General features: G+C 70.6%; 23 protein-coding genes. 15 read left to right on the plus strand and 8 right to left on the minus strand.

What is annotated here, in order from left to right; translation table 11 throughout:
• The first annotated feature begins 290 nt into the window (after window positions 1-290).
• The 12 genes from FB157_RS11575 (at window position 291) to FB157_RS11630 (ending at window position 11,988) form a co-directional block, all read left to right on the plus strand.
• Window positions 291-1,187, plus strand: a complete 897-nt coding sequence (locus tag FB157_RS11575; RefSeq protein WP_261386269.1) for a 5-dehydro-4-deoxyglucarate dehydratase — start codon at window positions 291-293, stop codon at window positions 1,185-1,187.
• Window positions 1,184-2,524 carry a glucarate dehydratase family protein gene (locus FB157_RS11580; protein WP_145878572.1) on the plus strand — a complete coding sequence of 447 codons (1,341 nt, stop codon included), beginning with the start codon at window positions 1,184-1,186 and terminating at the stop codon, window positions 2,522-2,524. Before FB157_RS11575 ends, FB157_RS11580 begins: the two co-directional genes overlap by 4 nt.
• Window positions 2,525-2,604: 80 nt before the next feature.
• Window positions 2,605-3,729: a carbohydrate kinase family protein gene (locus tag FB157_RS11585; RefSeq protein WP_261386270.1), complete on the plus strand. Its 1,125-nt coding sequence runs from the start codon at window positions 2,605-2,607 to the stop codon at window positions 3,727-3,729.
• 188 nt (window positions 3,730-3,917) lie between these two features.
• The gene (locus FB157_RS11590) at window positions 3,918-4,997 is read left to right on the plus strand and encodes a PhoH family protein (RefSeq protein WP_145878576.1); all 1,080 of its coding nucleotides are present in this window, start codon (window positions 3,918-3,920) and stop codon (window positions 4,995-4,997) included.
• Window positions 4,998-5,009: 12 nt separating this feature from the next.
• Window positions 5,010-5,507 carry an rRNA maturation RNase YbeY gene (gene ybeY / locus FB157_RS11595; protein WP_145878578.1) on the plus strand — a complete coding sequence of 166 codons (498 nt, stop codon included), beginning with the start codon at window positions 5,010-5,012 and terminating at the stop codon, window positions 5,505-5,507.
• A gap of 20 nt (window positions 5,508-5,527) precedes the next feature.
• Window positions 5,528-6,832 carry a hemolysin family protein gene (locus tag FB157_RS11600; RefSeq protein WP_145878580.1) on the plus strand — a complete coding sequence of 435 codons (1,305 nt, stop codon included), beginning with the start codon at window positions 5,528-5,530 and terminating at the stop codon, window positions 6,830-6,832.
• Window positions 6,829-7,188, plus strand: a complete 360-nt coding sequence (locus FB157_RS11605) for an MmcQ/YjbR family DNA-binding protein (protein ID WP_145878581.1) — start codon at window positions 6,829-6,831, stop codon at window positions 7,186-7,188. Before FB157_RS11600 ends, FB157_RS11605 begins: the two co-directional genes overlap by 4 nt.
• A gap of 128 nt (window positions 7,189-7,316) precedes the next feature.
• Window positions 7,317-8,255, plus strand: a complete 939-nt coding sequence (locus FB157_RS11610; RefSeq protein WP_261386271.1) for a S66 peptidase family protein — start codon at window positions 7,317-7,319, stop codon at window positions 8,253-8,255.
• 38 nt (window positions 8,256-8,293) lie between these two features.
• Entirely contained in the window at window positions 8,294-8,656 is a 363-nt protein-coding gene (locus FB157_RS11615) for a cytidine deaminase (protein ID WP_145878585.1), read from the plus strand.
• A 186-nt stretch (window positions 8,657-8,842) separates the two neighbouring features.
• A complete protein-coding gene (locus FB157_RS11620) occupies window positions 8,843-9,319 on the plus strand; it encodes a hypothetical protein (protein WP_145878587.1) in 477 nt (158 codons plus the stop codon).
• Between the two features lie 191 nt (window positions 9,320-9,510).
• Complete coding sequence (locus FB157_RS11625; RefSeq protein WP_145878588.1) at window positions 9,511-10,839, plus strand: beta-xylosidase; 1,329 nt, start codon at window positions 9,511-9,513, stop codon at window positions 10,837-10,839.
• Window positions 10,840-10,932: 93 nt separating this feature from the next.
• A complete protein-coding gene (locus FB157_RS11630; protein WP_145878590.1) occupies window positions 10,933-11,988 on the plus strand; it encodes a WxL protein peptidoglycan domain-containing protein in 1,056 nt (351 codons plus the stop codon).
• Here FB157_RS11630 and FB157_RS11635 read toward each other — a convergent pair.
• Window positions 11,882-12,220, minus strand: a complete 339-nt coding sequence (locus FB157_RS11635) for a P-II family nitrogen regulator (protein ID WP_145878592.1) — start codon at window positions 12,218-12,220, stop codon at window positions 11,882-11,884. The genes FB157_RS11630 and FB157_RS11635 overlap by 107 nt on opposite strands.
• A complete protein-coding gene (locus FB157_RS11640) occupies window positions 12,217-13,527 on the minus strand; it encodes an ammonium transporter (protein ID WP_145878594.1) in 1,311 nt (436 codons plus the stop codon). The genes FB157_RS11635 and FB157_RS11640 overlap by 4 nt, the downstream gene beginning before the upstream one ends.
• A 174-nt stretch (window positions 13,528-13,701) precedes the next feature.
• Here FB157_RS11640 and era point away from each other — a divergent pair, with 174 nt between their 5' ends.
• On the plus strand, window positions 13,702-14,655 hold the full coding sequence (gene era, locus FB157_RS11645) for a GTPase Era (protein ID WP_145878596.1): 954 nt from the start codon (window positions 13,702-13,704) through the stop codon (window positions 14,653-14,655).
• A 30-nt stretch (window positions 14,656-14,685) separates the two neighbouring features.
• Here era and FB157_RS11650 read toward each other — a convergent pair whose 3' ends face one another.
• From FB157_RS11650 to FB157_RS11675, 6 genes are all read right to left on the minus strand, one after another.
• Window positions 14,686-14,973, minus strand: coding sequence for a hypothetical protein (locus FB157_RS11650; protein WP_145878597.1), 288 nt, complete (start codon window positions 14,971-14,973; stop codon window positions 14,686-14,688).
• 49 nt (window positions 14,974-15,022) lie between these two features.
• The gene (locus tag FB157_RS11655; protein WP_145878599.1) at window positions 15,023-16,552 is read right to left on the minus strand and encodes a hypothetical protein; all 1,530 of its coding nucleotides are present in this window, start codon (window positions 16,550-16,552) and stop codon (window positions 15,023-15,025) included.
• 272 nt (window positions 16,553-16,824) lie between these two features.
• The gene (locus FB157_RS11660; protein WP_145878601.1) at window positions 16,825-18,078 is read right to left on the minus strand and encodes an MFS transporter; all 1,254 of its coding nucleotides are present in this window, start codon (window positions 18,076-18,078) and stop codon (window positions 16,825-16,827) included.
• On the minus strand, window positions 18,075-19,388 hold the full coding sequence (locus FB157_RS11665; RefSeq protein ID WP_145878603.1) for a GH1 family beta-glucosidase: 1,314 nt from the start codon (window positions 19,386-19,388) through the stop codon (window positions 18,075-18,077). The genes FB157_RS11660 and FB157_RS11665 overlap by 4 nt, the downstream gene beginning before the upstream one ends.
• A gap of 58 nt (window positions 19,389-19,446) precedes the next feature.
• Entirely contained in the window at window positions 19,447-19,713 is a 267-nt protein-coding gene (locus FB157_RS11670; RefSeq protein ID WP_145878605.1) for a protealysin inhibitor emfourin, read from the minus strand.
• A gap of 20 nt (window positions 19,714-19,733) precedes the next feature.
• Window positions 19,734-20,804, minus strand: a complete 1,071-nt coding sequence (locus FB157_RS11675; RefSeq protein ID WP_145878607.1) for a M4 family metallopeptidase — start codon at window positions 20,802-20,804, stop codon at window positions 19,734-19,736.
• 322 nt (window positions 20,805-21,126) lie between these two features.
• Between FB157_RS11675 and leuA the strand changes: the two genes are divergently transcribed.
• Both leuA and FB157_RS11690 read left to right on the plus strand, forming a co-directional pair.
• Entirely contained in the window at window positions 21,127-22,848 is a 1,722-nt protein-coding gene (leuA, locus tag FB157_RS11685; protein WP_145878609.1) for a 2-isopropylmalate synthase, read from the plus strand.
• Between the two features lie 185 nt (window positions 22,849-23,033).
• Entirely contained in the window at window positions 23,034-23,729 is a 696-nt protein-coding gene (locus FB157_RS11690; protein WP_145878611.1) for a TerB family tellurite resistance protein, read from the plus strand.
• Window positions 23,730-23,744 lie beyond the last annotated feature (15 nt).

The following is a 23,744-nucleotide window of genomic DNA, read 5'->3' on the forward strand; positions in this document are numbered from 1 at the left end:
GCGGTCGCCGGAACTCCCGGAGCCGGACAGTGCGTTGGTGGTCCAAGGAAAGACGCCCCGCTTCCTGCGGGGAAATGCAGGTGCAAGGCCTGCCCGGCGCTCCAGTGGAGCCCCATCCCGTTGTGTACGGGATGGGGCTCTTTTGTTGTTTCCCCCTGTTCCCTCATTGACTCCCGCGTGTCCGTGTATCTAGCCTCTGTTCTCATACATAGACAGGATTCATAAGGGGAGATGGTCTGGTGGGCGGCGACCCGACTCCGCAGGACGTGACGCGGCGGCTGCGGGAGGGCATGGCGCGCGGCGTGCTGTCCTTCCCGCTCACCGCCTTCCACGACGACGGCTCCCTGGACCCGGACGGTCAGCGCGCCCATGTCGCCGCGCGGCTCGCCGCCGGGCCCGGGGCACTCTTCCCGGCCTGCGGCACCGGCGAGTTCTTCTCGCTGGACGAGGAGGAGTACCGGCAGGTCGTCACCATCGCCGTCGAGGAGGCGGCCGGCCGGCTACCGGTGGTGGCCGGGACCGGATACGGCTGGGCGCAGGCCGCCCGGTTCGCGCGGATCGCCGAGGAGGCCGGCGCCGACGCCCTGCTCGTGCTGCCGCACTACCTGGTCGACGCCCCGCAGGAGGGCCTCGCCGCCCAGCTGGAGCAGCTCGCCGCCCGCACCCGGCTGCCGATCGTCGCCTACCAGCGCGGTCAGGTCGCCTACGATGCGACCTCGCTGCGGCGCATCGCGCGCATCCCGAACGTCATCGGCCTCAAGGACGGCCACAGCGACCTCGACCGCCTCCAGCGCCTCACCTTCGCCGCCCCCGAGGACTTCCTGTTCTTCAACGGCGCCGCCACCGCCGAGATCCAGGCCCGCGCCTACGCCACCGTCGGCGTCCCCGCCTACTCCTCGGCCGTGCACGCCTTCGCCCCCGAGATCGCGGGCGCCTTCTTCGGCGCGCTGCGGAGCGGCGACCACGGCACGACCGAGAAGCTGCTGCGCGACTTCTACGTCCCCTTCGTCGAACTCCGTGACCGAGCAGCCGGATACGCGGTGTCCCTGGTGAAGGCGGCGGCCCGGCTGCGCGGTGAGCGCGTCGGCCCCGTCCGTGCCCCGCTCGCCGACCCCTCGCCCGCCGACCTCGCCGACCTGTCGGCCCTCCTCACCGCCGGACTCGACCTCGTGGGAGCCTCCCTGTGACCCGTGACCTGACCATCGCCGAGGTACGCCTGACACCGATCCTGGTCGCGGACGCGCCGCTGCTCAACACCCAGGGAGTGCACCAGCCGTACACCCCCCGGCTGATCGTGGAGGTCGTCACGGCCGGCGGGATCACCGGGCTCGGCGAGACCTACGGCGACACCAAGTACCTGGAGCCGGCCCGCTCCCTCGCCGAGCGTCTCCCCGGACGCTCGGTCATGGATGTGAACGGACTGTTCGCGCTGGACCTCGCCGTGGACCAGGACCGGATCAGGGGCGCCGTGGACGCGGGAGGTCTGCGGGGCGTGCAGAGCGCCGACAAGCTGCGGCTGTCCGTGCTCTCCGCCTTCGAGGTGGCCTGCCTGGACGCCCAGGGCCGGGCGCTCGGGCTGCCCGTGCACGCACTGCTCGGCGGCAGGGTGCGCGACGCGGTCGAGTACAGCGCCTACCTCTTCTACAAGTGGGCCGGCCACCCGGAGGGCGTCACGGCCGAGCCGGACGACTGGGGTGCCGCCCTGGACCCCGCCGGAGTCGTCGCCCAGGCGCGGAAGTTCACGGAGCGGTACGGGTTCACCTCCTTCAAGCTCAAGGGCGGTGTCTTCCCGCCCGCGGAGGAGATCGCGGCCGTACGCGCCCTCGCCGAGGCCTTCCCCGGGCATCCGCTGCGGCTCGACCCCAACGGCGCCTGGTCCGTCGAGACCTCCCTGAAGGTGGCCAGGGAACTCGGGGACGTCCTGGAGTACCTGGAGGATCCGGCCCTGGGCACTTCGGCGATGGCCGAGGTGTCCGCGGGATTGAGAGGGGCGGCGCGAAGCGCCTCGGACAAGGGCGGCGGTGGGCGACGGGCGGGCGTCCCGCTCGCCACCAACATGTGCGTGACCACGTTCGGCGAGATCAAGGAGGCGTTCACCGAGGACGCCGTCCAGGTGGTGCTCTCCGACCACCACTACTGGGGCGGACTGCGCAACACCCAGCACCTCGCAGCGATCTGCGACGCCTTCGGCGTCGGGGTGTCCATGCACTCCAACACCCACCTCGGCATCAGCCTCGCCGCCATGACCCAGGTGGCGTCCACCGTGCCCAACCTCCACCACGCCTGCGACTCCCACTACCCCTGGCAGTCCGAGGACGTCCTCACCGAGCGGATCGCGTTCACCGACGGCAGGGTCGCGGTGTCCGACGCACCCGGCCTCGGCGTCGAACTCGACCGGGACGAGCTGGCCCGGCTGCACCGGCGGTGGGCCGAGGACGACGGCACGATGCGCGAGCGGGACGACGCGGCGGCGATGCGGGTGGCCGAGCCGCACTGGCGGACGCCGGTGATGCCTCGCTGGTAGCCGCGCCCCGGCTGGGATCTGGTGCACACTGACCAGATCCGCATCACCTCAGGGAGCGCACCGTGACCCCGTCCCACACGATCGCCGGAGAGGAACCGGAGCACCTCACCCGTGCAGCGCCCTGCCGGGTCCAGGTCGACCCGCTGGTCGCCCTGCGCGCACCGGACGATCCGCCCTGGGACGTCTACCTCACGGGCACCGTCTTCCTCGACATCATCTTCACCGGCCTGGACTCGGCGCCCGTGCGCGGCACCGAGTCCTGGGCCCGGGGGATGGGGTCCAGCCCGGGCGGGGTCGCCAACATGGCCGCCGCACTCGCCCGCCTCGGTCTGCGGACGTCCCTCGCGGCGGCCTTCGGGGACGACCACTACGGCGAGTACTGCTGGGACGCGCTGGAACAGGGCGAGGGCATCGACCTCGCCCTCTCGCGGACCGTGCCCGGCTGGCACTCGCCGGTGACCGTCTCCATGGCCTACGAGGGCGAGCGGACCATGGTGTCCCACGGCCACGAGCCGCCGCCGGAGGAGCCGGCACCGGACTTCCCGCCCCGCGCGCGTGCGGCCGTCGCCTCCCTCGTTCCCGGCACGCGCGCCTCCTGGATCGCCCAGGCCGCCCGCGCGGGCACCCGGGTCTTCGCGGACGTCGGCTGGGACGACACCGGGGCCTGGGACCTGGGCGGCCTACCCGACCTCGAACACTGCGAGGCGTTCCTGCCCAACGCGCAGGAGGCGATGCGGTACACCGGCGTGGACTGCCCGCGGGCGGCGGCACGGGCGCTGACCGAGTACGTGCCGCTGGCGGTGGTGACGCTCGGGTCGGAGGGGGCGTACGCGGTGGACCGGCGTACGGGGGAGACGGCCGAGGTGCCCGCGATCGCCGTGGAGGCGCTGGATCCGACCGGGGCGGGGGACGTGTTCGTGGCCGGGTTCGTGACCGGCACGCTGGCGGGGTGGCCGCTCGCCGACCGTCTTGCCTTCGCCGGGCTCACGGCGGCCCTGTCGGTGCAGGAGTTCGGGGGCTCGCTGTCGGCGCCGGGATGGTCGGAGATCGGGGCGTGGTGGCGGAAGGTGCAGTCCCTTCCGGGGCAGGACCGGGTCGCGTTGCAGAGGTTCGCGTTCCTCGACGGGCTGGTGCCGGAGGAGCTGGACCGGGTGTGGCCGTTGCGGCGGGCCGTGCCGACCATCGGTTTCCGCCGCTCCGGCTGACGTACCAGGGGGCTCCCGCCCGCTGGACCCCCGGCCCGTGCACCCCGCACCCGGCCCCGTCGGCCGGGAGGCGGCCCTCCGAAAAGCCCTACGGCCTTGTCAGTCCACCGTCGTACCCTGGAATCGCGAGGCCGCCCTCAGCTACGCGGCCGTGACGAGGAGGAACCGCAGGCCTACAGCGCCGGCCCATGACTCAGACACCCACAGCTCACACCTCCGCGCAGGAGCAGGCGAGAGCGCACCTCACCGTCCCCGCCCAGCACCCCATGGTGACCGTGCTGGGTTCCGGCGACTCTCTTCTGCGCGTGATCGAGAAGGCCTTCCCGGCAGCCGACATCCATGTCCGGGGCAATGAGATCAGCGCGGTCGGCGACCCTGCGGACGTCGCCCTCATTTCGCGCGTGTTCGACGAGATGATGCTGGTGCTCCGCACCGGGCAGCCGATGACGGAGGACGCAGTGGAACGCTCGATCGCCATGCTCAAGGCGAGCGAGGACGGGACGAACGACGGACCGGAGACCCCGGCCCAGGTACTCACGCAGAACATCCTGTCCTCCCGCGGCCGCACCATCCGCCCCAAGACCCTCAACCAGAAGCGGTACGTCGACGCGATCGACAAGCACACGATCGTCTTCGGCATCGGCCCCGCGGGTACCGGCAAGACCTACCTGGCCATGGCCAAGGCCGTGCAGGCCCTGCAGTCCAAGCAGGTCAACCGGATCATCCTGACCCGTCCCGCGGTCGAGGCGGGCGAGCGCCTCGGCTTCCTGCCGGGCACGCTCTACGAGAAGATCGACCCCTACCTGCGCCCGCTGTACGACGCGCTGCACGACATGCTCGACCCCGACTCGATCCCGCGTCTGATGGCCGCGGGCACGATCGAGGTCGCGCCGCTCGCGTACATGCGTGGCCGCACGCTCAACGACGCCTTCATCATTCTCGACGAGGCCCAGAACACGAGCCCCGAACAGATGAAGATGTTCCTCACCCGCCTCGGCTTCGACTCGAAGATCGTGATCACCGGTGACGTGACGCAGGTCGACCTGCCGAACGGCACGAAGAGCGGTCTGCGGCAGGTGCAGGAGATCCTGGAGGGCGTCGAGGACGTCCACTTCTCCCGGTTGTCGTCCCACGATGTCGTCCGGCACAAGCTGGTGGGCCGTATCGTCGACGCGTACGAGTTGTACGACAGCAAGCACGGCACCGAGAACGGCTCCCACAAGGGCGGCCATGTCAGGCCCGGTGCCAAGGGCTCCAAGGGGAAGTAGACCAGCACGACCATGTCGATCGACGTCAACAACGAGTCCGGCACCGAGGTAGACGAGCAGGCGATCCTCGACATCGCCCGCTACGCGCTCGCGCGGATGCGCATCCACCCGCTCTCCGAGCTCTCGGTGATCGTCGTGGACGCCGACGCCATGGAGCAGTTGCACATCCAGTGGATGGATCTGCCGGGTCCCACCGATGTCATGTCGTTCCCGATGGACGAGCTGCGGCCGCCCACGAAGGACGACGAGGAGCCGCCGCAGGGGCTGCTCGGCGACATCGTGCTGTGCCCGGAGGTCGCCACCAAGCAGGGCGCGGAAGCGCCGACGCAGCACTCCATGGACGAGGAGCTCCAGTTGCTCACCGTCCACGGAGTGCTGCACCTGCTCGGGTACGACCACGAGGAGCCCGACGAGAAGGCCGAGATGTTCGGGCTCCAGGCCGCCATCGTGGACGGGTGGCGGGCCGAGCACGGGCTGACCGGCCCGTCACCGGCGCCGACCGTCTCGTAGTCCGGGGGGCCGGTCTTCGCATGAGTCCGCAGATCGTGATCGGCGCGATCGCCCTGGTCGTCGTCGCCTGGCTGGCCGCGTGCGCGGAGGCGGGCATCGCGCGCGTCTCCAGCTTCCGCGCCGAGGAGGCCGTGCGCAACGGGCGGCGCGGCAGCGCCAAGCTGGCCCAGGTCGCCGCCGACCCCACCCGCTATCTGAACGTGGCCCTGCTGGTCCGCGTCGCCTGCGAGATGGCCGCCGCGGCCCTGGTGACGTACGCCTGTCTGCAGGAGTTCGCGGCCACCTGGCAGGCCCTGCTGGTCGCCATCGGCGTGATGGTCCTGGTGTCGTACGTCGCCGTCGGCGTCTCCCCGCGCACCATCGGCCGCCAGCACCCGCTGAACACGGCGACGGCGGCGGCGTACGTGCTGCTGCCCCTCGCCCGGATCATGGGTCCGATCCCGTCGCTCCTCATCCTCATCGGCAACGCGCTCACCCCCGGCAAGGGCTTCCGCCGCGGCCCGTTCGCCTCCGAGGCGGAACTGCGCGCGCTGGTCGACCTCGCCGAGAAGGAGTCACTGATCGAGGACGAGGAGCGCCGCATGGTGCACTCGGTCTTCGAACTGGGCGACACCCTCGTACGGGAGGTCATGGTCCCGCGCACCGACCTGGTGGTGATCGAGCGCTACAAGACCATCCGCCAGGCCCTCACCCTCGCCCTGCGCTCCGGCTTCTCGCGGATCCCGGTCACCGGTGAGAGCGAGGACGACGTCGTCGGGATCGTGTACCTGAAGGACCTGGTCCGCAAGACGCACATCAGCCGCGACGCCGAGAACGACCTGGTGTCCACGGCCATGCGCCCGGCGGTCTTCGTCCCCGACACCAAGAACGCCGGCGACCTGCTGCGCGAGATGCAGAAGGACCGCAACCACGTCGCCGTCGTCATCGACGAGTACGGCGGCACGGCCGGCATCGTCACCATCGAGGACATCCTCGAGGAGATCGTCGGCGAGATCACCGACGAGTACGACCGTGAACTCCCGCCCGTGGAGGACCTCGGCGGGGACCGCTACCGGGTCACCGCGCGCCTCGACATCACCGACCTGGGCGAGCTCTACGGCCTGGAGGAGTACGACGACGAGGACGTGGAGACCGTCGGCGGCCTGCTCGCCAAGGCGCTCGGCCGCGTGCCCATCGCCGGTGCGTCCGCCGTCGTGGAACTGCCCGACGGCCGCGAGCTGCGCCTGACCGCGGAGGCCGCGGCCGGCCGCCGGAACAAGATCGTGACCGTGCTGGTGGAGCCGCTCGGCCCGGCGGACCCGACCGAGGAGGAGACGGCGGAGTGACCCCCGAGGAGCTGCGCGCCTTCTGTCTGTCCTTCAACGCGGTGGTGGAGGACTTCCCGTTCGGCCCGGACGCCTCGGTCTTCAAGGTCCTGGGCAAGATGTTCGCGCTGAGCCGGCTGGACGCGCGGCCCCTGACGGTCAACCTCAAGTGCGACCCGGAGGACGCGGTCCGGCTGCGCAGTGAGCACGAGGGACTGATCATCCCCGGCTACCACATGAACAAGCGGCACTGGAACACCGTCACCGTGGACGGCGAACTCCCGGACCGCCTGGTCCGCGAGCTGATCGAGGACTCGTACGACCTCGTCGTCGCGGGTCTGCCGAGGGCCGAGCGGCTGCGGCTGGACCGGTCGTAAATGTGTTTGCCGGGCCCCTCTGACCCCGTGTCAGAATCCGGCGCATGACCTCTGTGCGATACCCGCGCCCGCTGCGCCCCGGTGACCGTGTCGGTGTGACCTCCCCCTCCAGCGGGGTGCCCGAGAAGATGAGCGGGCGCCTCGACGTGGCGATACGCGACCTGGAGGCGCGGGGGTACGACGTCGTCGTCGGCCGGTGCATGGACGGCTCGGGACACATCAGCGCCCCCGCCGCCGAACGCGCCGCCGAGCTGACCGAGATGCTGACCGACCCGACGATCCGGGCGGTCGTACCGCCCTGGGGCGGGGAGACCGCGATCGACCTGCTGCCGCTGCTCGACTTCGCGGAGATCGGGCGGGCCGAGCCGACCTGGCTGGTCGGCTGGTCCGACATGTCGACCCTGATCACGCCCCTGACCCTGCTCACCGGGGTCGCGACCGTGCACGGCAACAACCTCATGGACACGCCGTACCGGACGCCCGAGGGCCTGCTGTCCTGGCTCGACGTCGTGGCGGCGCCGCAGGGCGAGCCGCTCTCCCAGACCCCGCCCGGCCGCCACCGGTCCGGCGGCTGGGACGACTACGTCGGCCATCCCGAGATCCGCGACCTGACCCTGGACGCCGAGGGCACCTGGACCCGGCTCGACGGCACCGGTGACGTGGACGTCGAGGGCCGGCTGGTCGGCGGCTGCATCGAGACCCTCGCCAACCTCGCCGGCACGCCGTACCTGAGCACCTCGTCCTTCGCCGGTGACGAGGGGCTGCTGGTCTACGTCGAGGCCGCCGAGGACAACGCGTTCACCATCTGCCGCAACCTGCACGGCATGCGCCTGGCCGGCTTCTTCGACCGCGCGACCGCCGTCCTCGTCGGCCGCACCCACGCCCCCGACGGCCGCACCCTCACCCAGCACGAGGCCGTCCTCGACGCCCTCGGCCCCCTGGGCGTACCGATCGTCGCGGACGTCGAGTGCGGACATGTCGCTCCCCGCCTCCCGCTGGTGAACGGCGCCCGTGCCCGCGTGGTGCACACGGCCGCCCGGAGCAGGATCGTTCAGACCCTGGACTGACCTCGTCGCAGGTCCGGGCCGGTCCGTATGCTCGGGGCATGACCGACAGCAGCGCGCTTGACCCCGAGGACCGCAAGATCGTCACCCTGGCCCGTTCCGCCCGGGCCCGCAACGGTGTGCCCGAGGGGGCGGCCGTACGGGACGAGACCGGGCGCACGTATGTCGCCGGGTCGGTGCAGCTCGCCTCGCTGAAGCTGAGCGCCCTGCGGACCGCCGTCGCCATGGCCGTGGCCTCCGGGGCCAAGTCGCTGGAGGCGGCGGCCGTGGTGAGCGAGGCCGAGGGGATCGCCGCCGAGGACCGGGCCGCCGTGGCCGACCTGGGCGGAGCAGGGACGCCGGTGCTGCTCGCCGGGCCGGACGGGGCCGTGAAGCTGACGGTCCCGGCGGCCGCCGCGGAGTAGTCCGGATTTCATCCTTGCCGTCGTCTGCCTCTCGCGCATCAATGGAGCCGTAAGTTCCGACGATCCGTCAGATCCGCACCGCCGCCGCAGCGTGCCCGCACCCACCTGCTCAGGCCTGCCAGTTCGTCGGCGCACCTTCCGACCATCCCCACATGGCATCCCCACAGGGAAGGGAAGCGGATCCCCATGAGAGGCAAGCGCACGGCAACAGGTGCGGCGCTGGTCGCCGGGGCCCTCGCGGTCACCGGACTCGCCTTCGCGCCCACCGCGGCCGCCGTCACTCCCCAGACGGCGACCATCAACGCGAGCTGCGGCATCTTCGGCGGTGGCGCGGCCACGCTCATCGCCACCCAGAGCGGCACCTCGGCCACCATCACCCTCACCTCCACCGCGGTCAAGGCGCCGGTCGCGGTGGCGCCGGACTCCATCACCTCCAAGCTCACCCTGGTCAAGGCGAGCGGCGGCACCACCGTCTTCACCGGGACGAAGAACCCGGCCATGGCCGCCGGCGACCCGGTCACCGCCGGCCCGCTCACCGGCACCGTGGCCTCCGGTGACAGCCTGGAGGCGTACGGCGGCTCGCTGCAGATGACGATCTTCGGAATCAACGTCACCTGCAAGGCCACCGGCAAGCAGTCGCCCGGCCCGTTCGTCTTCGACTGAGCGACCCGAGCGACCCGAGTGACCTGAGCGATCTGTTCCGGATAGTTCCGGATCTCCCGGGGATGCCGCAGAAACTGATGATCCGTCAGTTTTCTGCGGCATCTCCATTGACTTCTCACGCGGGCTCCACATCAATTCCCCCTGTCGGCGCAGATGAGCCGCTGCGCCCGCAACCCTCAGGAGGGGCCCCCATGGGTTCGACACCCCGAAGATCCCGACGGTGGCGCTGGGCGTCACTGTTCGGGGCGACCGCCCTCGCGGTCACCGCGGGCGGCGCGCTGGCCTGTCCGGCCGGTGCCGCCGGTACGAACGTGGACTTCGCCACGCACTGCATCCCGCCCGCCGTCGCGGGCATCCCGCCGATCGACGGCACCACCACCGCGAGCGTGTCGGTGGACAACGCCAGCCCGAAGGTCGGCGACACGGTCACCGTGACCTACACCGTGGTCTCGGCCGCCGCCAGCAACCCCACCGACCTGGCCCTGCCGGCCGACATCATGACCCCGACGGGCAAGGTCACCCTCGGCGGAGCCCAGACCGGTGACGTCACCGTCGCCGGACCGAAGAAGAACCCCCCGGTGCCGGGGAAGGCCGCGTTCCCGTCCTTCTCCATGACCGGCACGTTCACCGTCACCAAGGCCGGCCGGATCACCCTCTCGCCGGGCGACTACAACATCCACACCAGCTACATCCTCGAACTGGACACCCCCTGCACGGTCACCAACCCGCCCGCCCCGGCGTCGCAGACCGTCACGGCGACCGACGGGACCCCGGCCAACACCCGCGCCATCTCGCTGGGTTCGGCCTCCGGTGACCCGGGTGCCGCTGTCACCGTCAACGGCAGCAACTTCACGCCGGGCGCCACCGTCACCCTGGCCGGGCGGGCCGGGGGCACCCAGACGGCGGACACCGCCACCGTGACCGCGGGCGCCTCGGGCTCCTTCAGCGGTTCACTGGTCGTCAACGACAGGACGACGACCGGGATCGTGGCCTACGAGGGCGGCTCCTGGAGCGCGGACAAGGGCGCGGGCCCCGCTGCCTACGTCGTCAACGACAACACGCCCGTCCCGGCCGGCAGCCAGAAGCTGACCACCACCGTCAAGGCGGGCACCCTGTCCATGTCCCAGGCCGGGGACGCCGTCGCGCTGTCGTCGGTCGACTTCGGCAAGGGCGGGGCCTCCAGCGGAGCCCTGCAGACGGTGACGGTCAAGGACTTCCGCGGCGGGCCCGCGGGCTGGTCCCTGACCGGCAAGGTCACCGACTTCACCGGCCCCGGCGCCAAGATCGACGCGAGCAGACTGAGCTGGACTCCCGCCTGCGTCACCAAGGCGGGCAGCCCCAGCACCTGCAAGGCCGGTTCGACGGGCACGGTGGGCACCTCGGGAGCGACCCTCGCGTCGACCCCGGACGCCACGCTCACCGGCGGTGAGTTCACCGTCGACGCCGGACTCTCCCTGGACGTACCGGCGTTCACGCCCCCGGGCTCGTACTCCGGCGTCCTGACCCTCACCCTCACCTGACCCAACCCCACCCACGGTGGCCGGGCGCCCGCCGCACCACGGGGCCGCACCCGCCCGACCGCCACGACCCGAGCCCATGGGGGGTCCGCACCCATGCGCAAGCCGTACGTCCTCCTCCTGAGCCTCGTCTGCCTCGCCCTGGGGGTGTCGACCGCACCGGCCCACGCCGCCGACAACGGCAGCTGGTCCGTCTACCCGGTCGCCTCCGAGGTCGCCGCCCGCCCCTACTTCTACCTCTCGGCCGACCCCGGGCAGACCCTCACCGACAAGGTGGCCGTCGCCAACAAGACCGGCAGGCCGCTCACGTTCCGGCTCTACGCGGCCGACGCCTACAACACCGCCCGCGACGGCGGGTTCGCCGTACGGACCCTGAAGGAGCGGATGCGCGGGGTGGGCGCCTGGGCGCGGCCGGCGCGATCACGCGTCACCGTTCCCGGCCACACGACCGTCACCGTGCCCTTCACCCTGCACGTGCCCCGGAACGCCGGACCGGGCGACCACCCGGGCGCGATCGTCGCGCTCGACGTGGGGGACCCCCCGCTCGAGCGAAGCCGAGAGTGGGGGAGGGTCGACCCCGGCAGCGGCAGGCTGGCGCTCGGTGTGCAGCGCGCCGTCGGCGCCCGGGTCTATCTCCGGGTCAGCGGGCCCACGCTGCCCGCGATCTCCGTCGAGCAGGTGCACCTCAGCCATCACCAGCCGCTCGTCCCCGGCTTCGGCGACAGCACGGCCACCATCGGCTACACCCTGCGCAACACCGGGAACGTCAGCCTCGACCCCAAGGTGGAGCTGAAGGCCCGCGGACTGTTCGGCCGTACGCTGCTCGACCGCGACCTGACCGGGGTGCCGTCCGAGCTGCTGCCGGGGCAGCGGGTCCGGCTCACCGAGACCTGGCACGGGGCACCCCAGCTCGACTGGGGCGACATCACCCTGACCGCGACCGCGCCGGACACCCGCCAGTCGGCGAGCGCCTCCTTCCTCGCGCTGCCGTGGCTGCTCGCCGCACTCGTGTTCGTGGCCGGAGCGGTGACCGGAGTACTGCTGGTCAGAGCGCGTCGGGGCCGCGCTCGCCGGTCCGCACCCGGACGACGGTCTCCACGGGCACTGCCCACACCTTCCCGTCCCCGATCTTCCCCGTCTGCGCGGCGCTGACGATCGCGTCGATCACGTCCTCGGCGACCGCGTCCTCGACCACGACCTCGATCCGGGCCTTCGGCACCAGGTCGACCCGGTACTCGGCCCCCCGGTACACCTCGGTGTGGCCGCGCTGACGGCCGTAGCCGCTCGCCTCGGTCACGGTCAGACCGTGCACACCCAGCTCCTGCAGGGCGGTCTTGACCGCGTCCAGGCGGTACGGCTTGACGATCGCGGTGATGAGCTTCATGCCTGGCTCTTGACCTTCTGGGCGGTGGGGACGACGGAGGAGGAGACCGGGGCGCCATGCCCCAGGACCCCGTGATCGTAAGCCGTCTCGGCGTGCACCGTAAGGTCCAAACCGGTGTGCTCCTGCTCCTCGCTCGCCCGGAAACCGAGCGCCCGGTCGATCAGCTTGCCGAGGCCGTACGACACCGCGAAGGCGTACCCCGCGACGACCACGACGGCCAGCAGCTGCTTGCCGAGCGGGGCGAGTCCGCCGCCGTAGAACAGGCCCTCGACGCCGCCGGTCATCGCCTTCTCGGCGAACAGGCCGATGAGGAGGGTGCCGATCACGCCGCCGACCAGGTGGACGCCGACGACGTCCAGCGAGTCGTCGTAGTCCAGCTTGAACTTCCAGCTCACCGCGTAGGAGCAGACGACACCGGCGGCCAGGCCCACGACCAGCGCACCGAGCAGGGAGACCGTGCCGCAGGAGGGCGTGATCGCGACCAGACCGGCCACCGCGCCGGAGGCGGCGCCCAGGGTGGTCGGGTGGCCGTCGCGCCGCTGCTCGACGAAGAGCCAGCCGAGCAGGCCGGTGCAGCCGGCGGCCAGGGTGTTGAGGAAGGCGGCCGCGGCCAGGCCGTTCGCGCCGAGCGCGGAGCCCGCGTTGAAGCCGAACCAGCCGAACCAGAGCAGACCTGCGCCGAGGATCACCATGGGCAGGTTGTGCGGACGCATCGCGTCCTTCTTGAATCCCAGGCGGGGGCCGAGGACCAGGCACAGGGCGAGGCCGGAGGCGCCGGAGGTGATCTCGACGGGCAGACCGCCCGCGAAGTCCAGCGCGCCGAGCCTGTCGTGGATCCAGCCGCCCGGGCCCCACACCCAGTGGGTGACCGGAACGTATACGAGGAGCGTCCACACCGGGACGAACACCAGCCAGGCCGAGAACTTCGTACGGTCCGCGACCGCGCCGCTGACCAGCGCCGCCGTGATGATCGCGAAGGTGAGCTGGAAGGTGGCGAAGAGGAGGGTGGGCACGGAGCCGTGCACGCTGTCCGGGCCGAGGCCGCTCATGCCGGCGTGCTCCAGCCCGCCGATCAGTCCGCCGCCGATGTCGTCGCCGAAGGCCAGTGAGTAGCCGGCCGCCAGCCACACCACCGTCACCAGGGCGATCGACACGAAGCTCATCATCAGCATGTTGAGGACGCTCTTCGTGCGGACCATGCCGCCGTAGAACAGGGCCAGTCCCGGAGTCATCAGCAGGACGAGGGCGGTGGCCGCGAGCAGCCATGCGGTGTCGCCGGTGTTCACGTGCGCGGCGGCGAGGGTCACGGGCGTCTCCAACGGTGTGGGGGCTCGTCAGAGGGTCACCGGTGTGCGTTTCCGGTTGCGTACGGGTGTGTTTCCGTGACGTTTCGTTGCGGACGGGTTTCCGGAAGCTCACGTGGGAACGGGATGCTCGCCACTGGTACGGCGCGGCTTCGTGGATCAGGGAGAATGGTCGCCATGAGCGTTCGTACCCAGTCATCCGAGCAGCCGGCCGAGACCGCCCACCGCGCCGGCTTCGCCTGCTTCGTGGGCCGTCCCAACGCGGGCAAGTCCACCCTCACGAACGCTTTGGTCGGGCAGAAGGTGGCGATCACCGCCAACCAGCCACAGACCACGCGGCACACGGTGCGCGGCATCGTGCACCGGCCCGACGCCCAGCTCATCCTGGTGGACACCCCGGGCCTCCACAAGCCGCGCACGCTGCTCGGCGAGCGACTCAACGACGTCGTACGGACGACGTGGGCGGAGGTCGACGTGATCGGCTTCTGCCTGCCCGCGAACGAGAAGATCGGCCCCGGCGACCGCTTCATCGCGAAGGAACTCGCCGGCATCAAGAAGACCCCGAAGGTCGCCATCGTCACCAAGACCGATCTGGTCGACTCCAAGACCCTCGCCGAGCAGCTGATCGCCATCGACCAGCTGGGCAGGGAGCTGGGCTTCGAGTGGGCGGAGATCGTGCCGGTGTCGGCGGTCGGCGACAAGCAGGTGGGCCTGCTGGCCGACCTGATCGTTCCGCTGCTGCCCGAGGGTCCGGCGCTCTACCCCGAGGGCGACCTCACGGACGAGCCCGAGCAGATCATGATCGCGGAACTGATCCGCGAGGCGGCCCTGGAGGGCGTCCGGGACGAACTGCCGCACTCCATCGCCGTCGTCGTGGAGGAGATGCTCCCGCGCGAGGACCGCCCCGCCGACCGTCCCCTCCTGGACATCCACGCCAACGTCTACATCGAGCGCCCCAGCCAGAAGGGCATCATCATCGGCCCCAAGGGCAAGCGCCTGAAGGAGGTCGGCATCAAGTCCCGCAAGCACATCGAGGCCCTGCTCGGAACCCCGGTCTTCCTGGACCTCCACGTGAAGGTCGCGAAGGACTGGCAGCGGGACCCGAAGCAGCTGCGCCGGCTGGGCTTCTGATTTCCTGACCGCCCGGCGGCGAGGTGGCGGTCAGTGCAGCTGGATCGCCTGGGCCAGCCTCGCCGCCGCGTCACTCACGGCGGTCACGGAGCCGGCCGCTGCCGTCATGTCGCGCAGGAAGCTGCGGATACGCCCGCCGTCGACGTGTCCGTTTCGGAGTTCGTCGGTCAGCTGACCGGCCTCGTCCTCGGCCTGCATCGAAACGGCCGGCATCGCGTCCATCAGTTCCTGCAGAAGAGCCTGGATTTCCGCGGTGTCCGAGTGCACGTTGTTGGTGACGGTGCCGTTGGTTCCGATGTAATGGCCCGTGCCGCCCACCGTTCCGATGCTGAAGCTGATTCCACCGGAGTCCTGCCCTTTCGGAGAATCAGACCTCTCCGGTGCCTCGCCCGCGTTCCCCGGATCCGGATCCGGATCCGCTTCCTGTCGATTTCGCCTGGACATTACTGACCTTTCCCTGAGGGCCGATATGGTGTCCGGTGCCTTCCACGCGATGGATCTGGAACGTGTTGTTGGTGATGATCTGTTCCTTGCGTTCCTGGAACTCGGACGTGTCGACACCGCGTTTGGTGAGGAAGTCGCCAAGGCAGTCGATCACGCTGCGCTGCATGCGCTGGAGGCAGTCCTGGGCGTCCAGCATTTCGAAGTAGTCCGAGATGTGAAGTCGGGACGTCCGTTCCCGGAAGCTCGACTCGGCGCCGAAGTCGTAGGCTCGTTCTCCTGAGGCGGCGCTGCGCTCGGCCTCCGCCCTCTCCTTTTCGGCCTGTTCGTTCTCCTGCTTGTCCTCGGATTTCCCGCCGGGCTCCCCCTCCTGCTTCTCCTGTTTCGTCGGCGCCTGCCAGGAGCCGGAGAGGAGGTAACGCCGCAGCAGTCGCCGGGTGATCTCGTCGCAGGCGCCGGCGACGGTCTGGCCCACCACGGGGTCGAGTTGGGCGTCGAAGAAGTCGTCGAAGGGATCACTCAGCCGCCTGAACCGTACGTCCAGGCCGGGCAGTGCGTGAGTGGCGATCTCCAGGGAGAGCAGCCGGCCCTGGAGCGATACGCGCACGAACATGGAGACCACGAGCTGCCCGCCGTTCAGTCGGCGTTCCAGGCACAGGTAGGTGCGGGCCCTCCCGGTGGGGTGCAGGACACCGGCCTCGATCCAGGCGTCGTCGACCTCGCTCGGCGGAGGCGCTGTGCGGTCGACCCAGGGAGTTCTGCCCGGAGTCGCGATGACGTCCCCTCTGATGTACAGCCGCTGTGCCACGTCGACGGCGTCCAGCCCCCAGGACGCCAGATTCGACATCAGGTGATTGTGTACGTCCAGCGTGGTGAACGTCGACGGGAGAGTCTTCGTGTCGCCGTCGCCGTCGGATGCCGCGATGCTCACATCGATCGGAGGCATCACCACATGTTCGACGGGTATCCCGCTGCCTATGAAGGGGTTGAGGGATGCGGGCGAGTAGACGATCAAGTTGGCCTTCTCCGCCGTGCTGATGCGTTCTTCTTCCCCTGAGTCAAGGGGCTCGAACGTTTCTCGCGGCTTTACGCCGACCCGCCGAAGGTCGGATGCGGAGGCGACTGTCTGAGTGACCGTCTTGTGCAGTGCTTTATAGCCGTACAACAAGGAGCCGGCGGTCAGCGATGCGGCCACGGCGAAGACCAGTATCCACCAAGGGCTGAAGAAGAACGCGGCGCAGAAACTCAACACTGATATCAGCGCGGCCGAGCCCGACGTCAGCCGGATCGCGTCCAGGGAGTCGGCGGCGTCCTGCCAGAGATCGCGAGCATGGGACGCATGGCGCCACACCGCGAGAAGATCGACGCCGAAGGAGGGGCAGTCCGCCTTCAGCCCTTTCGGCAGGATGTCCTCGCAGACCTGGGCGCGAAATTCATGATTGAGATGTGCGGCCATGCACATGGTGCGGGTCGCCCATGCCTCCGGCTCCACCGGAAGTTGTGGACTCTGGCTTAATTCCGGAGGTTCCGAAGGTTTCGGAACCTGGAATTCCGTTCGCTCCCCCATATGCGCCCCCCGAGGAACTTCGTGGCGGCTCCCAGGGTGCCATACCCGCTTTGTTTCCGACAATCACCCGTGCCCGTTCGGCCGTGAAGCCGGACGGTTCAGGAAAACATTAACTCGATGATCCGTGCGATTGTTTTCGATCTCGCATTCGAAGCGGGAGTTCAGTCCACCCCCCGTATCCGCCCCACCAGCACCGCCCCCGCCAGCCCGATCACCGCCGCCACCAGGTACAGCATCCGGTAGCCGCCGAGGTACGTCACTATCGGTGCCGCCAGGACCGGGGCCGCCACCTGGGGGAGGGCGTTGGCCACGTTGATGACGCCGAGGTCCTTGCCCCGGTCCAGGGCCTTGGGCAGGACGTCGGTCATCAGGGCGAAGTCGACCGACGTGAAGACGCCGAAGCCGATGCCCAGGAGCGCCGACGCGGCGACGGCCCCCGGCCAGGTCTGCCAGCCGGACAGGGCCGCCGTGGCCACCGCCATCAGCACGCCCGACCAGACCACGAACGGTTTGCGCCGGCCGACCCGGTCCGACCAGGCGCCGCCCGCCACGACCGTCGCCATCAGCGTCAGGCTGTTGACCGCCGTGAGGACGAGGACACCCCGGTCGGGGTCGGAGTAGTGCAGGCGGTCGCGCAGGTAGTAAAGGAGATACAGCAGCACCAGCGAGTTGCTGAGGTTGATCAGGAAGCGGGTCAGCCAGGCCCAGGCCAGGTCGGGGTGGCGGCGCGGGCTCAGCCAGAACGAGGCCAGGAAGCCGCGCCAGGACCAGGGTGACCGGTCCTCCGGCGCCAGGCGCAGATCCTCGTAGCGCAGTACGTAGGGCAGGACGCCCACCACCGTGAACACCGCGCAGGCCGTGTACCCGGCGCCGACCCCGCCCGCCGCCGTCGCCAGACCCGTCCCGCCGACCACGCCCAGGATCTGCGCCGCCCCCAGCCAGCCGCCCACCGAGCCCCGCTGGAGCCGCGGCACCCGGTCCGGCACGGCCGCGGTCACGGCGGCGAAGGCCGCGTTCAGGGTGAGCTGCACCAGGCACCAGCCCAGTGCCATGGTCCACGGCCCGCCCGCGCCCGCGAGCAGCAGGAGGGAGAGCGCACCGCCCGCCGCGCCCGCCACGATCCACGGGGTACGGCGGCCCCGGCGGGCGGTCGTCCGGTCGGACAGGGCGCCGAAGAACGGGTTCGCGAGCAGCGAGACCACCGCGCCCGCCCCCGTCACCCACGCCAGCATCGTCTCCTTGGACATCCCGGAGCCGGGCGCGAAGTCCCCCGCCTGGGAGGCGAGCAGGATCTGCAGCGGGCCGAACCAGCCCACCCAGATCGCCCCGTTGGCCAGCGAGAGCGCCGCCGTCCAGCCGCGGCCGACCCGTTCGACGGGCTCGGCGAGGGCCGCCGAGGCACGGGCGGTGGTCATCTCTGCGCCCGCAGCACGTCCCGGAACCAGTGGTAGGAGGCCTTCGGGGTGCGCCGCTGGGTCTCGTAGTCCACGTGGACCAGACCGAAGCGGCGTGCGTAGCCCTCCGCCCACTCGAAGTTGTCCATCAGGGACCAGACGAAGTAGCCGCGCACGTCCACCCCGGACTCCAGCGCCGCGTGCAGGGCGCGGACATGGCCGTCCAGGTAGGCGATGCGGTCCTGGTCGTCGACGCCCTCGTAGGAGCAGCCGTTCTCGGTGATGACGACCGGCGGGAGGCGGTCGCCGTAGCGGTCGCGGAAGGTCGTGAGCAGCTCCGTGAGCCCCTCCGGGACGACGGGCCAGCCGAAGTCCGTCACCGGGCGGTCCTCGATCTCCCTTACGGAGAAGGGGAGTTCGGCCGGCATGGTGAGGCCGCCGAACTCGATCTCGGTGCCTTGCGGGGCGCCCACCCGGGTCGGCGCGTAGTAGTTGACGCCGTACCAGTCGATCGGCTCGGAGATGACCTTCAGGTCGGCGGACACGTCGCCCGGCATCAGCTCGCCGATGCCCTCCGGGTAGGCGCCCAGCAGGATCGGCTCGGCGAACAGCCGGTTGAGGAGCAGGTCGTAGAAGCCCGCCGCCTCCTGGTCGGCGGGCTCCGCGGACGCCGGCCAGGTCGGGCCGTGGGAGTTGGCGATGCCGATGTCCGTCGCGCCGGTGGCACGCAGGGCCTGCACCGCGAGACCGTGGGCGAGAAGCTGGTGGTGGGCGACCGGGAGCGCGTCGAAGAGCAGCTGCCTGCCGGGGGCGTGGGCGCCCAGCGCGTGACCCAGCAGGGTGTGCTCGGCGGGCTCGTTGAGGGTGATCCACTTGGTGACGCGGTCGCCGAGGCGCTCGGCGACCACGGACACGTGGTCGGCGAACCGGGCCGCCGTGTCCCGCTCCAGCCAGTCCAGCGAGGCGGGCAGGTCCCAGTGGAAGAGGGTGGGCACGGGCCGGACACCGGCCGCGCACAGCTCGTCGACCAGGCGGTCGTAGAAGTCCAGGCCGCCGGGGGAGTTCACGCGGGGCCAGGAGACGGAGAAGCGGTAGGCGTCCACGCCGAGGCCGGCGAGGAGGGCCACGTCCTCCCGGTAGCGGTGGTAGTGGTCGCAGGCCACCGCCGCCGTCGAGCCGTCCTTCACCCGCCCCGGCTCGGCCGTGAACACGTCCCACACGGACGCCTCGCGCTCGTCGGCCGCGCCCTCGATCTGGTGGGCGGAGGTCGACACGCCCCACAGGAAGCCGGCCGGGAAGCGAGGGATCGGATTGCCTGCATCAGTCGCCATGGCCGGGATCATCCTTACCCCCGGTAACGGAAGTCAACGCCCCGGCGTGAAACCGCGGTTACGCACCTTCCTTCAGCACCCGGGAGATCAGCTCCCGCTCCGCCTCGGACAGTCGGGGGTCGGCCGCGTACACCGTCCGGCCGTCCACGGTGATCTCGTAGCTGAAGCCGTCCGGGACCCCGGCCGGGCGCACGCCCCGGCCGGACGCGAGGGCGCGTTCGGCCAGGGTGTGCCACTCAGGGGCGTCGGGCCGGCCCGAGGTGTCCACCTCGGCCCGGCGCTCGATGCCCGCGAAGCCGCCCGTGCGCCGCACTTGGATACGCATGGGTCACTTCTAGTACGGAACTACAGCGTCCGCACCCCCACCTGCTCCCACGCCTTCTGCACGGCCTGGAGTTCGTCGCCGGCGCCGAAGCGCTCGCGGGCCGCATGGACGGTCAGCGTGGCGAAGTCGGCGAAGGCGGCGTCCTGCTTCAGCTCGCCGCCGGTCAGCACGTCGTACCAGATCTGGCCGGCCTGCTCCCAGGCGTTGCCGCCGATGGCCGTGGCGACCAGGTAGAAGGCGTGGTTCGGGATGCCCGAGTTGATGTGCACGCCGCCGTTGTCGCGGCCGGTGCGGACATAGCCGTCCATGGTCGCGGGCTGCGGGTCCCGGCCGAGGACGTCGTCGTCGTACGCCGTGCCCGGCGCCTTCATGGAGCGCAGGGCGGTGCCGGTGACGCGCGGGGCGAGCAGGCCCGCGCCGATCAGCCAGTCGGCCTCGGCCGCGGACTGGCCGAGAGCGTACTGCTTGATCAGCGAGCCGAAGACGTCGGAGATCGACTCGTTGAGCGCGCCGGGCTGGCCGAAGTAGGTCAGGTTGGCGGTGTGCTGGGTGACGCCGTGGGTCAGCTCGTGGCCGATGACGTCCACCGGGATGGTGAAGTCCAGGAAGATCTCGTTGTCGCCGTCGCCGAACACCATCTGCTCGCCGTTCCAGAAGGCGTTGTCGTAGTCCGTGCCGAAGTGCACGCTCGCGTCCAGCGGCAGTCCCTCGCCGTCGATGGAGTTGCGTCCGTACGCCTTGAGGTACAGCTCGAAGGTGGCGCCGAGGCCCGTGTAGGCGCGGTTGACCGTGGCGTCCGCACCGGGTTCGGCGCCCTCCTCGCGGACCTTCGTGCCGGGCAGGTCCTGCTGGTGGCCGGCGTCGTAGATGGTGCGGTGCGGCTGGTCGGCCACGGCCCCGGCGGGCGCGGCGACGGCGGGTGCGCCGATCACCGTGGTCAGGCGGCGGTGGGTGCGCTGGTAGGCGTCGTGCTCCAGGGAGCGGCGGGCGGGTCCGGAGAGCGTGGGGTCCTCGTTCCGGGCGAGCCTGTCGAGGACGTGCGGCGGCACGATCGTGCAGAAGACGGGCTGGAAGCCCCCGTTGGTCGTCATGCCCGGCACACTTGCACTGTGTGATCCGACTGTCACTACTCGCAACCATGATTGGTGAAATACGGTGACATCGGGCTCACTCCGCGTAGTCAAAGTGGTATGGCGCACTTTTTGTCCGTTTTGCCCCCACGGTCCCGCATACTGATACGAACCCTCGCGGTGAGGCGTCGCTCGGCTAGCATGCGGAGCATCATGCGTTTCGGGCTGCTCCTTCTTAGCTGCCGCGGCGAGGGCCTGTAGTCGAGGCCGACTCCCTCCCCGCGGAGCTTGGCGTTGCGTCGTCGGCCGTCCTTCCGGACACCTTCCAAGGAGCCCCCGCATCATGGCCAACCGCCAGCAGCCCAGTTCCATGCCGATCCACAAGTACGGCCGCTACGAGCAGGTCGACATCCCGGACCGCACCTGGCCGGAGCAGCGTGTCACCGTCGCCCCCCGCTGGCTCTCCACCGACCTGCGGGACGGCAACCAGGCCCTGATCGACCCGATGTCGCCCGAGCGCAAGCGCCGGATGTTCGACCAACTGGTCAAGATGGGCTACAAGGAGATCGAGGTCGGCTTCCCGGCCTCCGGCCAGACCGACTTCGACTTCGTGCGCTCGATCATCGAGGAAGAGGGCGCGATCCCCGAGGACGTCACCATCTCCGTACTGACCCAGGCCCGCGAGGACCTGATCGAGCGGACCGTGGAGTCCCTGAAGGGCGCCCGCCGGGCCACCGTCCACCTGTACAACGCCACGGCGCCGGTCTTCCGCCGGGTCGTCTTCCGCGGCTCCAAGGACGAGATCAAGCAGATCGCCGTCGACGGCACCCGCCTGGTGATGGAGTACGCCGAGAAGCTGCTGGGCCCGGAGACCGAGTTCGGCTACCAGTACTCGCCGGAGATCTTCACCGACACCGAGCTGGACTTCGCGCTGGAGGTCTGCGAGGCGGTCATGGACGTCTACCAGCCCGGCCCGGGCCGCGAGATCATCCTCAACCTGCCGGCCACGGTGGAGCGTTCGACCCCCTCCACGCACGCGGACCGCTTCGAGTGGATGCACCGCAACCTGTCCCGCCGCGAGCACGTCTGCCTGTCCGTCCACCCGCACAACGACCGCGGCACCGCCGTGGCCGCCGCCGAGCTGGCGCTGATGGCCGGCGCCGACCGCGTCGAGGGCTGCCTGTTCGGGCAGGGCGAGCGCACCGGCAACGTCGACCTGGTCACCCTGGGCATGAACCTGTTCTCCCAGGGCGTCGACCCGCAGATCGACTTCTCCGACATCGACGAGATCCGTCGTACGTGGGAGTACTGCAACCAGATGGAGGTCCACCCGCGCCACCCGTACGTGGGCGACCTGGTCTACACGTCCTTCTCCGGCTCCCACCAGGACGCCATCAAGAAGGGCTTCGACGCCATGGAGGCCGACGCCAGGGCCAAGGGCGTCACCGTCGACGACATCGAGTGGGCGGTCCCGTACCTGCCGATCGACCCGAAGGACGTCGGCCGCTCCTACGAGGCGGTCATCCGCGTCAACTCGCAGTCCGGCAAGGGCGGTGTCGCGTACGTCCTGAAGAACGACCACAAGCTGGACCTGCCGCGCCGGATGCAGATCGAGTTCTCGAAGATCATCCAGGCCAAGACGGACGCCGAGGGCGGCGAGGTCACCGGCGGCGACATCTGGTCGGTCTTCCAGGACGAGTACCTGCCGAACCCGGACAACCCGTGGGGCCGCATCCAGGTCCGCACCGGCCAGTCGACGACCGACACCGACGGCGTGGACACCCTCACCGTCGAGGCCACCGTCGACGGCGAGGACACGGTGCTGACCGGCTCCGGCAACGGTCCGATCTCGGCGTTCTTCGACGCCCTGCAGTCCATCGGCATCGACGTACGCCTGCTGGACTACCAGGAGCACACGATGAGCGAGGGTGCCTCCGCGCAGGCCGCCTCCTACATCGAATGCGCGATCGACGACAAGGTCCTGTGGGGCATCGGCATCGACGCGAACACGACGCGTGCCTCGCTGAAGGCCGTCGTCTCCGCGGTGAACCGCGCCGCCCGCTGACCCACGCCGACCAGCACTTTCGGGGCCCTGACCGCTGTATACGGCGGTCGGGGCCCCGTCACTTATCGGCCATCGCACCCCTCAGGTCACGGACAGGTCTCGTACGAGGTACTGACTCAACCTCCTCGATGTGGCTAACATCACGCCAGCGCGGCGATGTTGCCGCGTCGTTACGGAGGTGCGACGTGCTGCCAGTACGGGGACGAGACGACCGTGCCACCCGGGCTGTGCGCCTCCTGGGCACCCGCACCGCATGGACACCCGTGGGGGACGGCGAGTTCTACTGCCCCGGCTGCGGAGGCGACCGCAACTACCAGCGGCTCACCGGCCGCCGCCGCTTCACCTTCCTCGGGGTGCCCGTGCTGCCGCGCGGGGCGACCGGACCGGTCGTGGAGTGCGCCGCCTGCCGCCACCACTTCGGCACCGACGTCCTCGACCACCCCACCACCCGCCGCTTCTCCGCGATGCTCCGCGACGCCGTGCACACCGTCGCCCTCGCCGTCCTGGCCGCCGGCGGCGCCTCCTCCCGTACGGCCCTGGAGAGCGCCGCCACCGCGGTCCGCGCCGCCGGCTTCGAGGACTGCACCGAGGACCAGCTGGCCGCCCTGGTCGAGGCCCTCGCCGCCGACACCGGCCGGGTCCTCGGCGGGCCGTGCGGCGCGAGCCTCGCCATAGAACTGCACGAGGCCCTCGACCCGCTCGCCCCGCACCTCGCCCCGGTCGGCCGCGATTCCCTGCTCCTGCAGGCCGCGCGCATCGCCCTGGCCGACGGCCCCTACACACCCGCGGAACGGGACGCACTGGCCACGATCGGCGCCGCGCTCACCATCTGCGCCGACGACGTGAACCGGCTGCTGGCCGCCGCGCGTACGCCGTCCTGACCCGTGCCCGTGACG

The sequence above is a fragment of the Streptomyces sp. BK340 genome, from assembly GCF_007827595.1.
In the GTDB taxonomy this organism is placed as follows: Bacteria; Actinomycetota; Actinomycetes; order Streptomycetales; family Streptomycetaceae; genus Streptomyces.

Bases quoted from the DNA above. Each gene is read 5' to 3' on its own strand.
- FB157_RS11575 (WP_261386269.1), top strand. From the start codon at position 291: ATGGCGCGCGGCGTGCTGTCCTTCCCGCTCACCGCCTTCCACGACGAC.
- FB157_RS11590 (WP_145878576.1), top strand. From the start codon at position 3,918: ATGACTCAGACACCCACAGCTCACACCTCCGCGCAGGAGCAGGCGAGA.
- ybeY (WP_145878578.1), top strand. From the start codon at position 5,010: ATGTCGATCGACGTCAACAACGAGTCCGGCACCGAGGTAGACGAGCAG.
- FB157_RS11600 (WP_145878580.1), top strand. From the start codon at position 5,528: ATGAGTCCGCAGATCGTGATCGGCGCGATCGCCCTGGTCGTCGTCGCC.
- FB157_RS11610 (WP_261386271.1), top strand. From the start codon at position 7,317: ATGAGCGGGCGCCTCGACGTGGCGATACGCGACCTGGAGGCGCGGGGG.
- FB157_RS11615 (WP_145878585.1), top strand. From the start codon at position 8,294: ATGACCGACAGCAGCGCGCTTGACCCCGAGGACCGCAAGATCGTCACC.
- FB157_RS11620 (WP_145878587.1), top strand. From the start codon at position 8,843: ATGAGAGGCAAGCGCACGGCAACAGGTGCGGCGCTGGTCGCCGGGGCC.
- FB157_RS11625 (WP_145878588.1), top strand. From the start codon at position 9,511: ATGGGTTCGACACCCCGAAGATCCCGACGGTGGCGCTGGGCGTCACTG.
- FB157_RS11630 (WP_145878590.1), top strand. From the start codon at position 10,933: ATGCGCAAGCCGTACGTCCTCCTCCTGAGCCTCGTCTGCCTCGCCCTG.
- FB157_RS11635 (WP_145878592.1), bottom strand. From the start codon at position 12,220: ATGAAGCTCATCACCGCGATCGTCAAGCCGTACCGCCTGGACGCGGTC.
- era (WP_145878596.1), top strand. From the start codon at position 13,702: ATGAGCGTTCGTACCCAGTCATCCGAGCAGCCGGCCGAGACCGCCCAC.
- FB157_RS11655 (WP_145878599.1), bottom strand. From the start codon at position 16,552: ATGGCCGCACATCTCAATCATGAATTTCGCGCCCAGGTCTGCGAGGAC.
- FB157_RS11660 (WP_145878601.1), bottom strand. From the start codon at position 18,078: ATGACCACCGCCCGTGCCTCGGCGGCCCTCGCCGAGCCCGTCGAACGG.
- FB157_RS11665 (WP_145878603.1), bottom strand. From the start codon at position 19,388: ATGGCGACTGATGCAGGCAATCCGATCCCTCGCTTCCCGGCCGGCTTC.
- FB157_RS11670 (WP_145878605.1), bottom strand. From the start codon at position 19,713: ATGCGTATCCAAGTGCGGCGCACGGGCGGCTTCGCGGGCATCGAGCGC.
- FB157_RS11675 (WP_145878607.1), bottom strand. From the start codon at position 20,804: ATGACGACCAACGGGGGCTTCCAGCCCGTCTTCTGCACGATCGTGCCG.
- leuA (WP_145878609.1), top strand. From the start codon at position 21,127: ATGGCCAACCGCCAGCAGCCCAGTTCCATGCCGATCCACAAGTACGGC.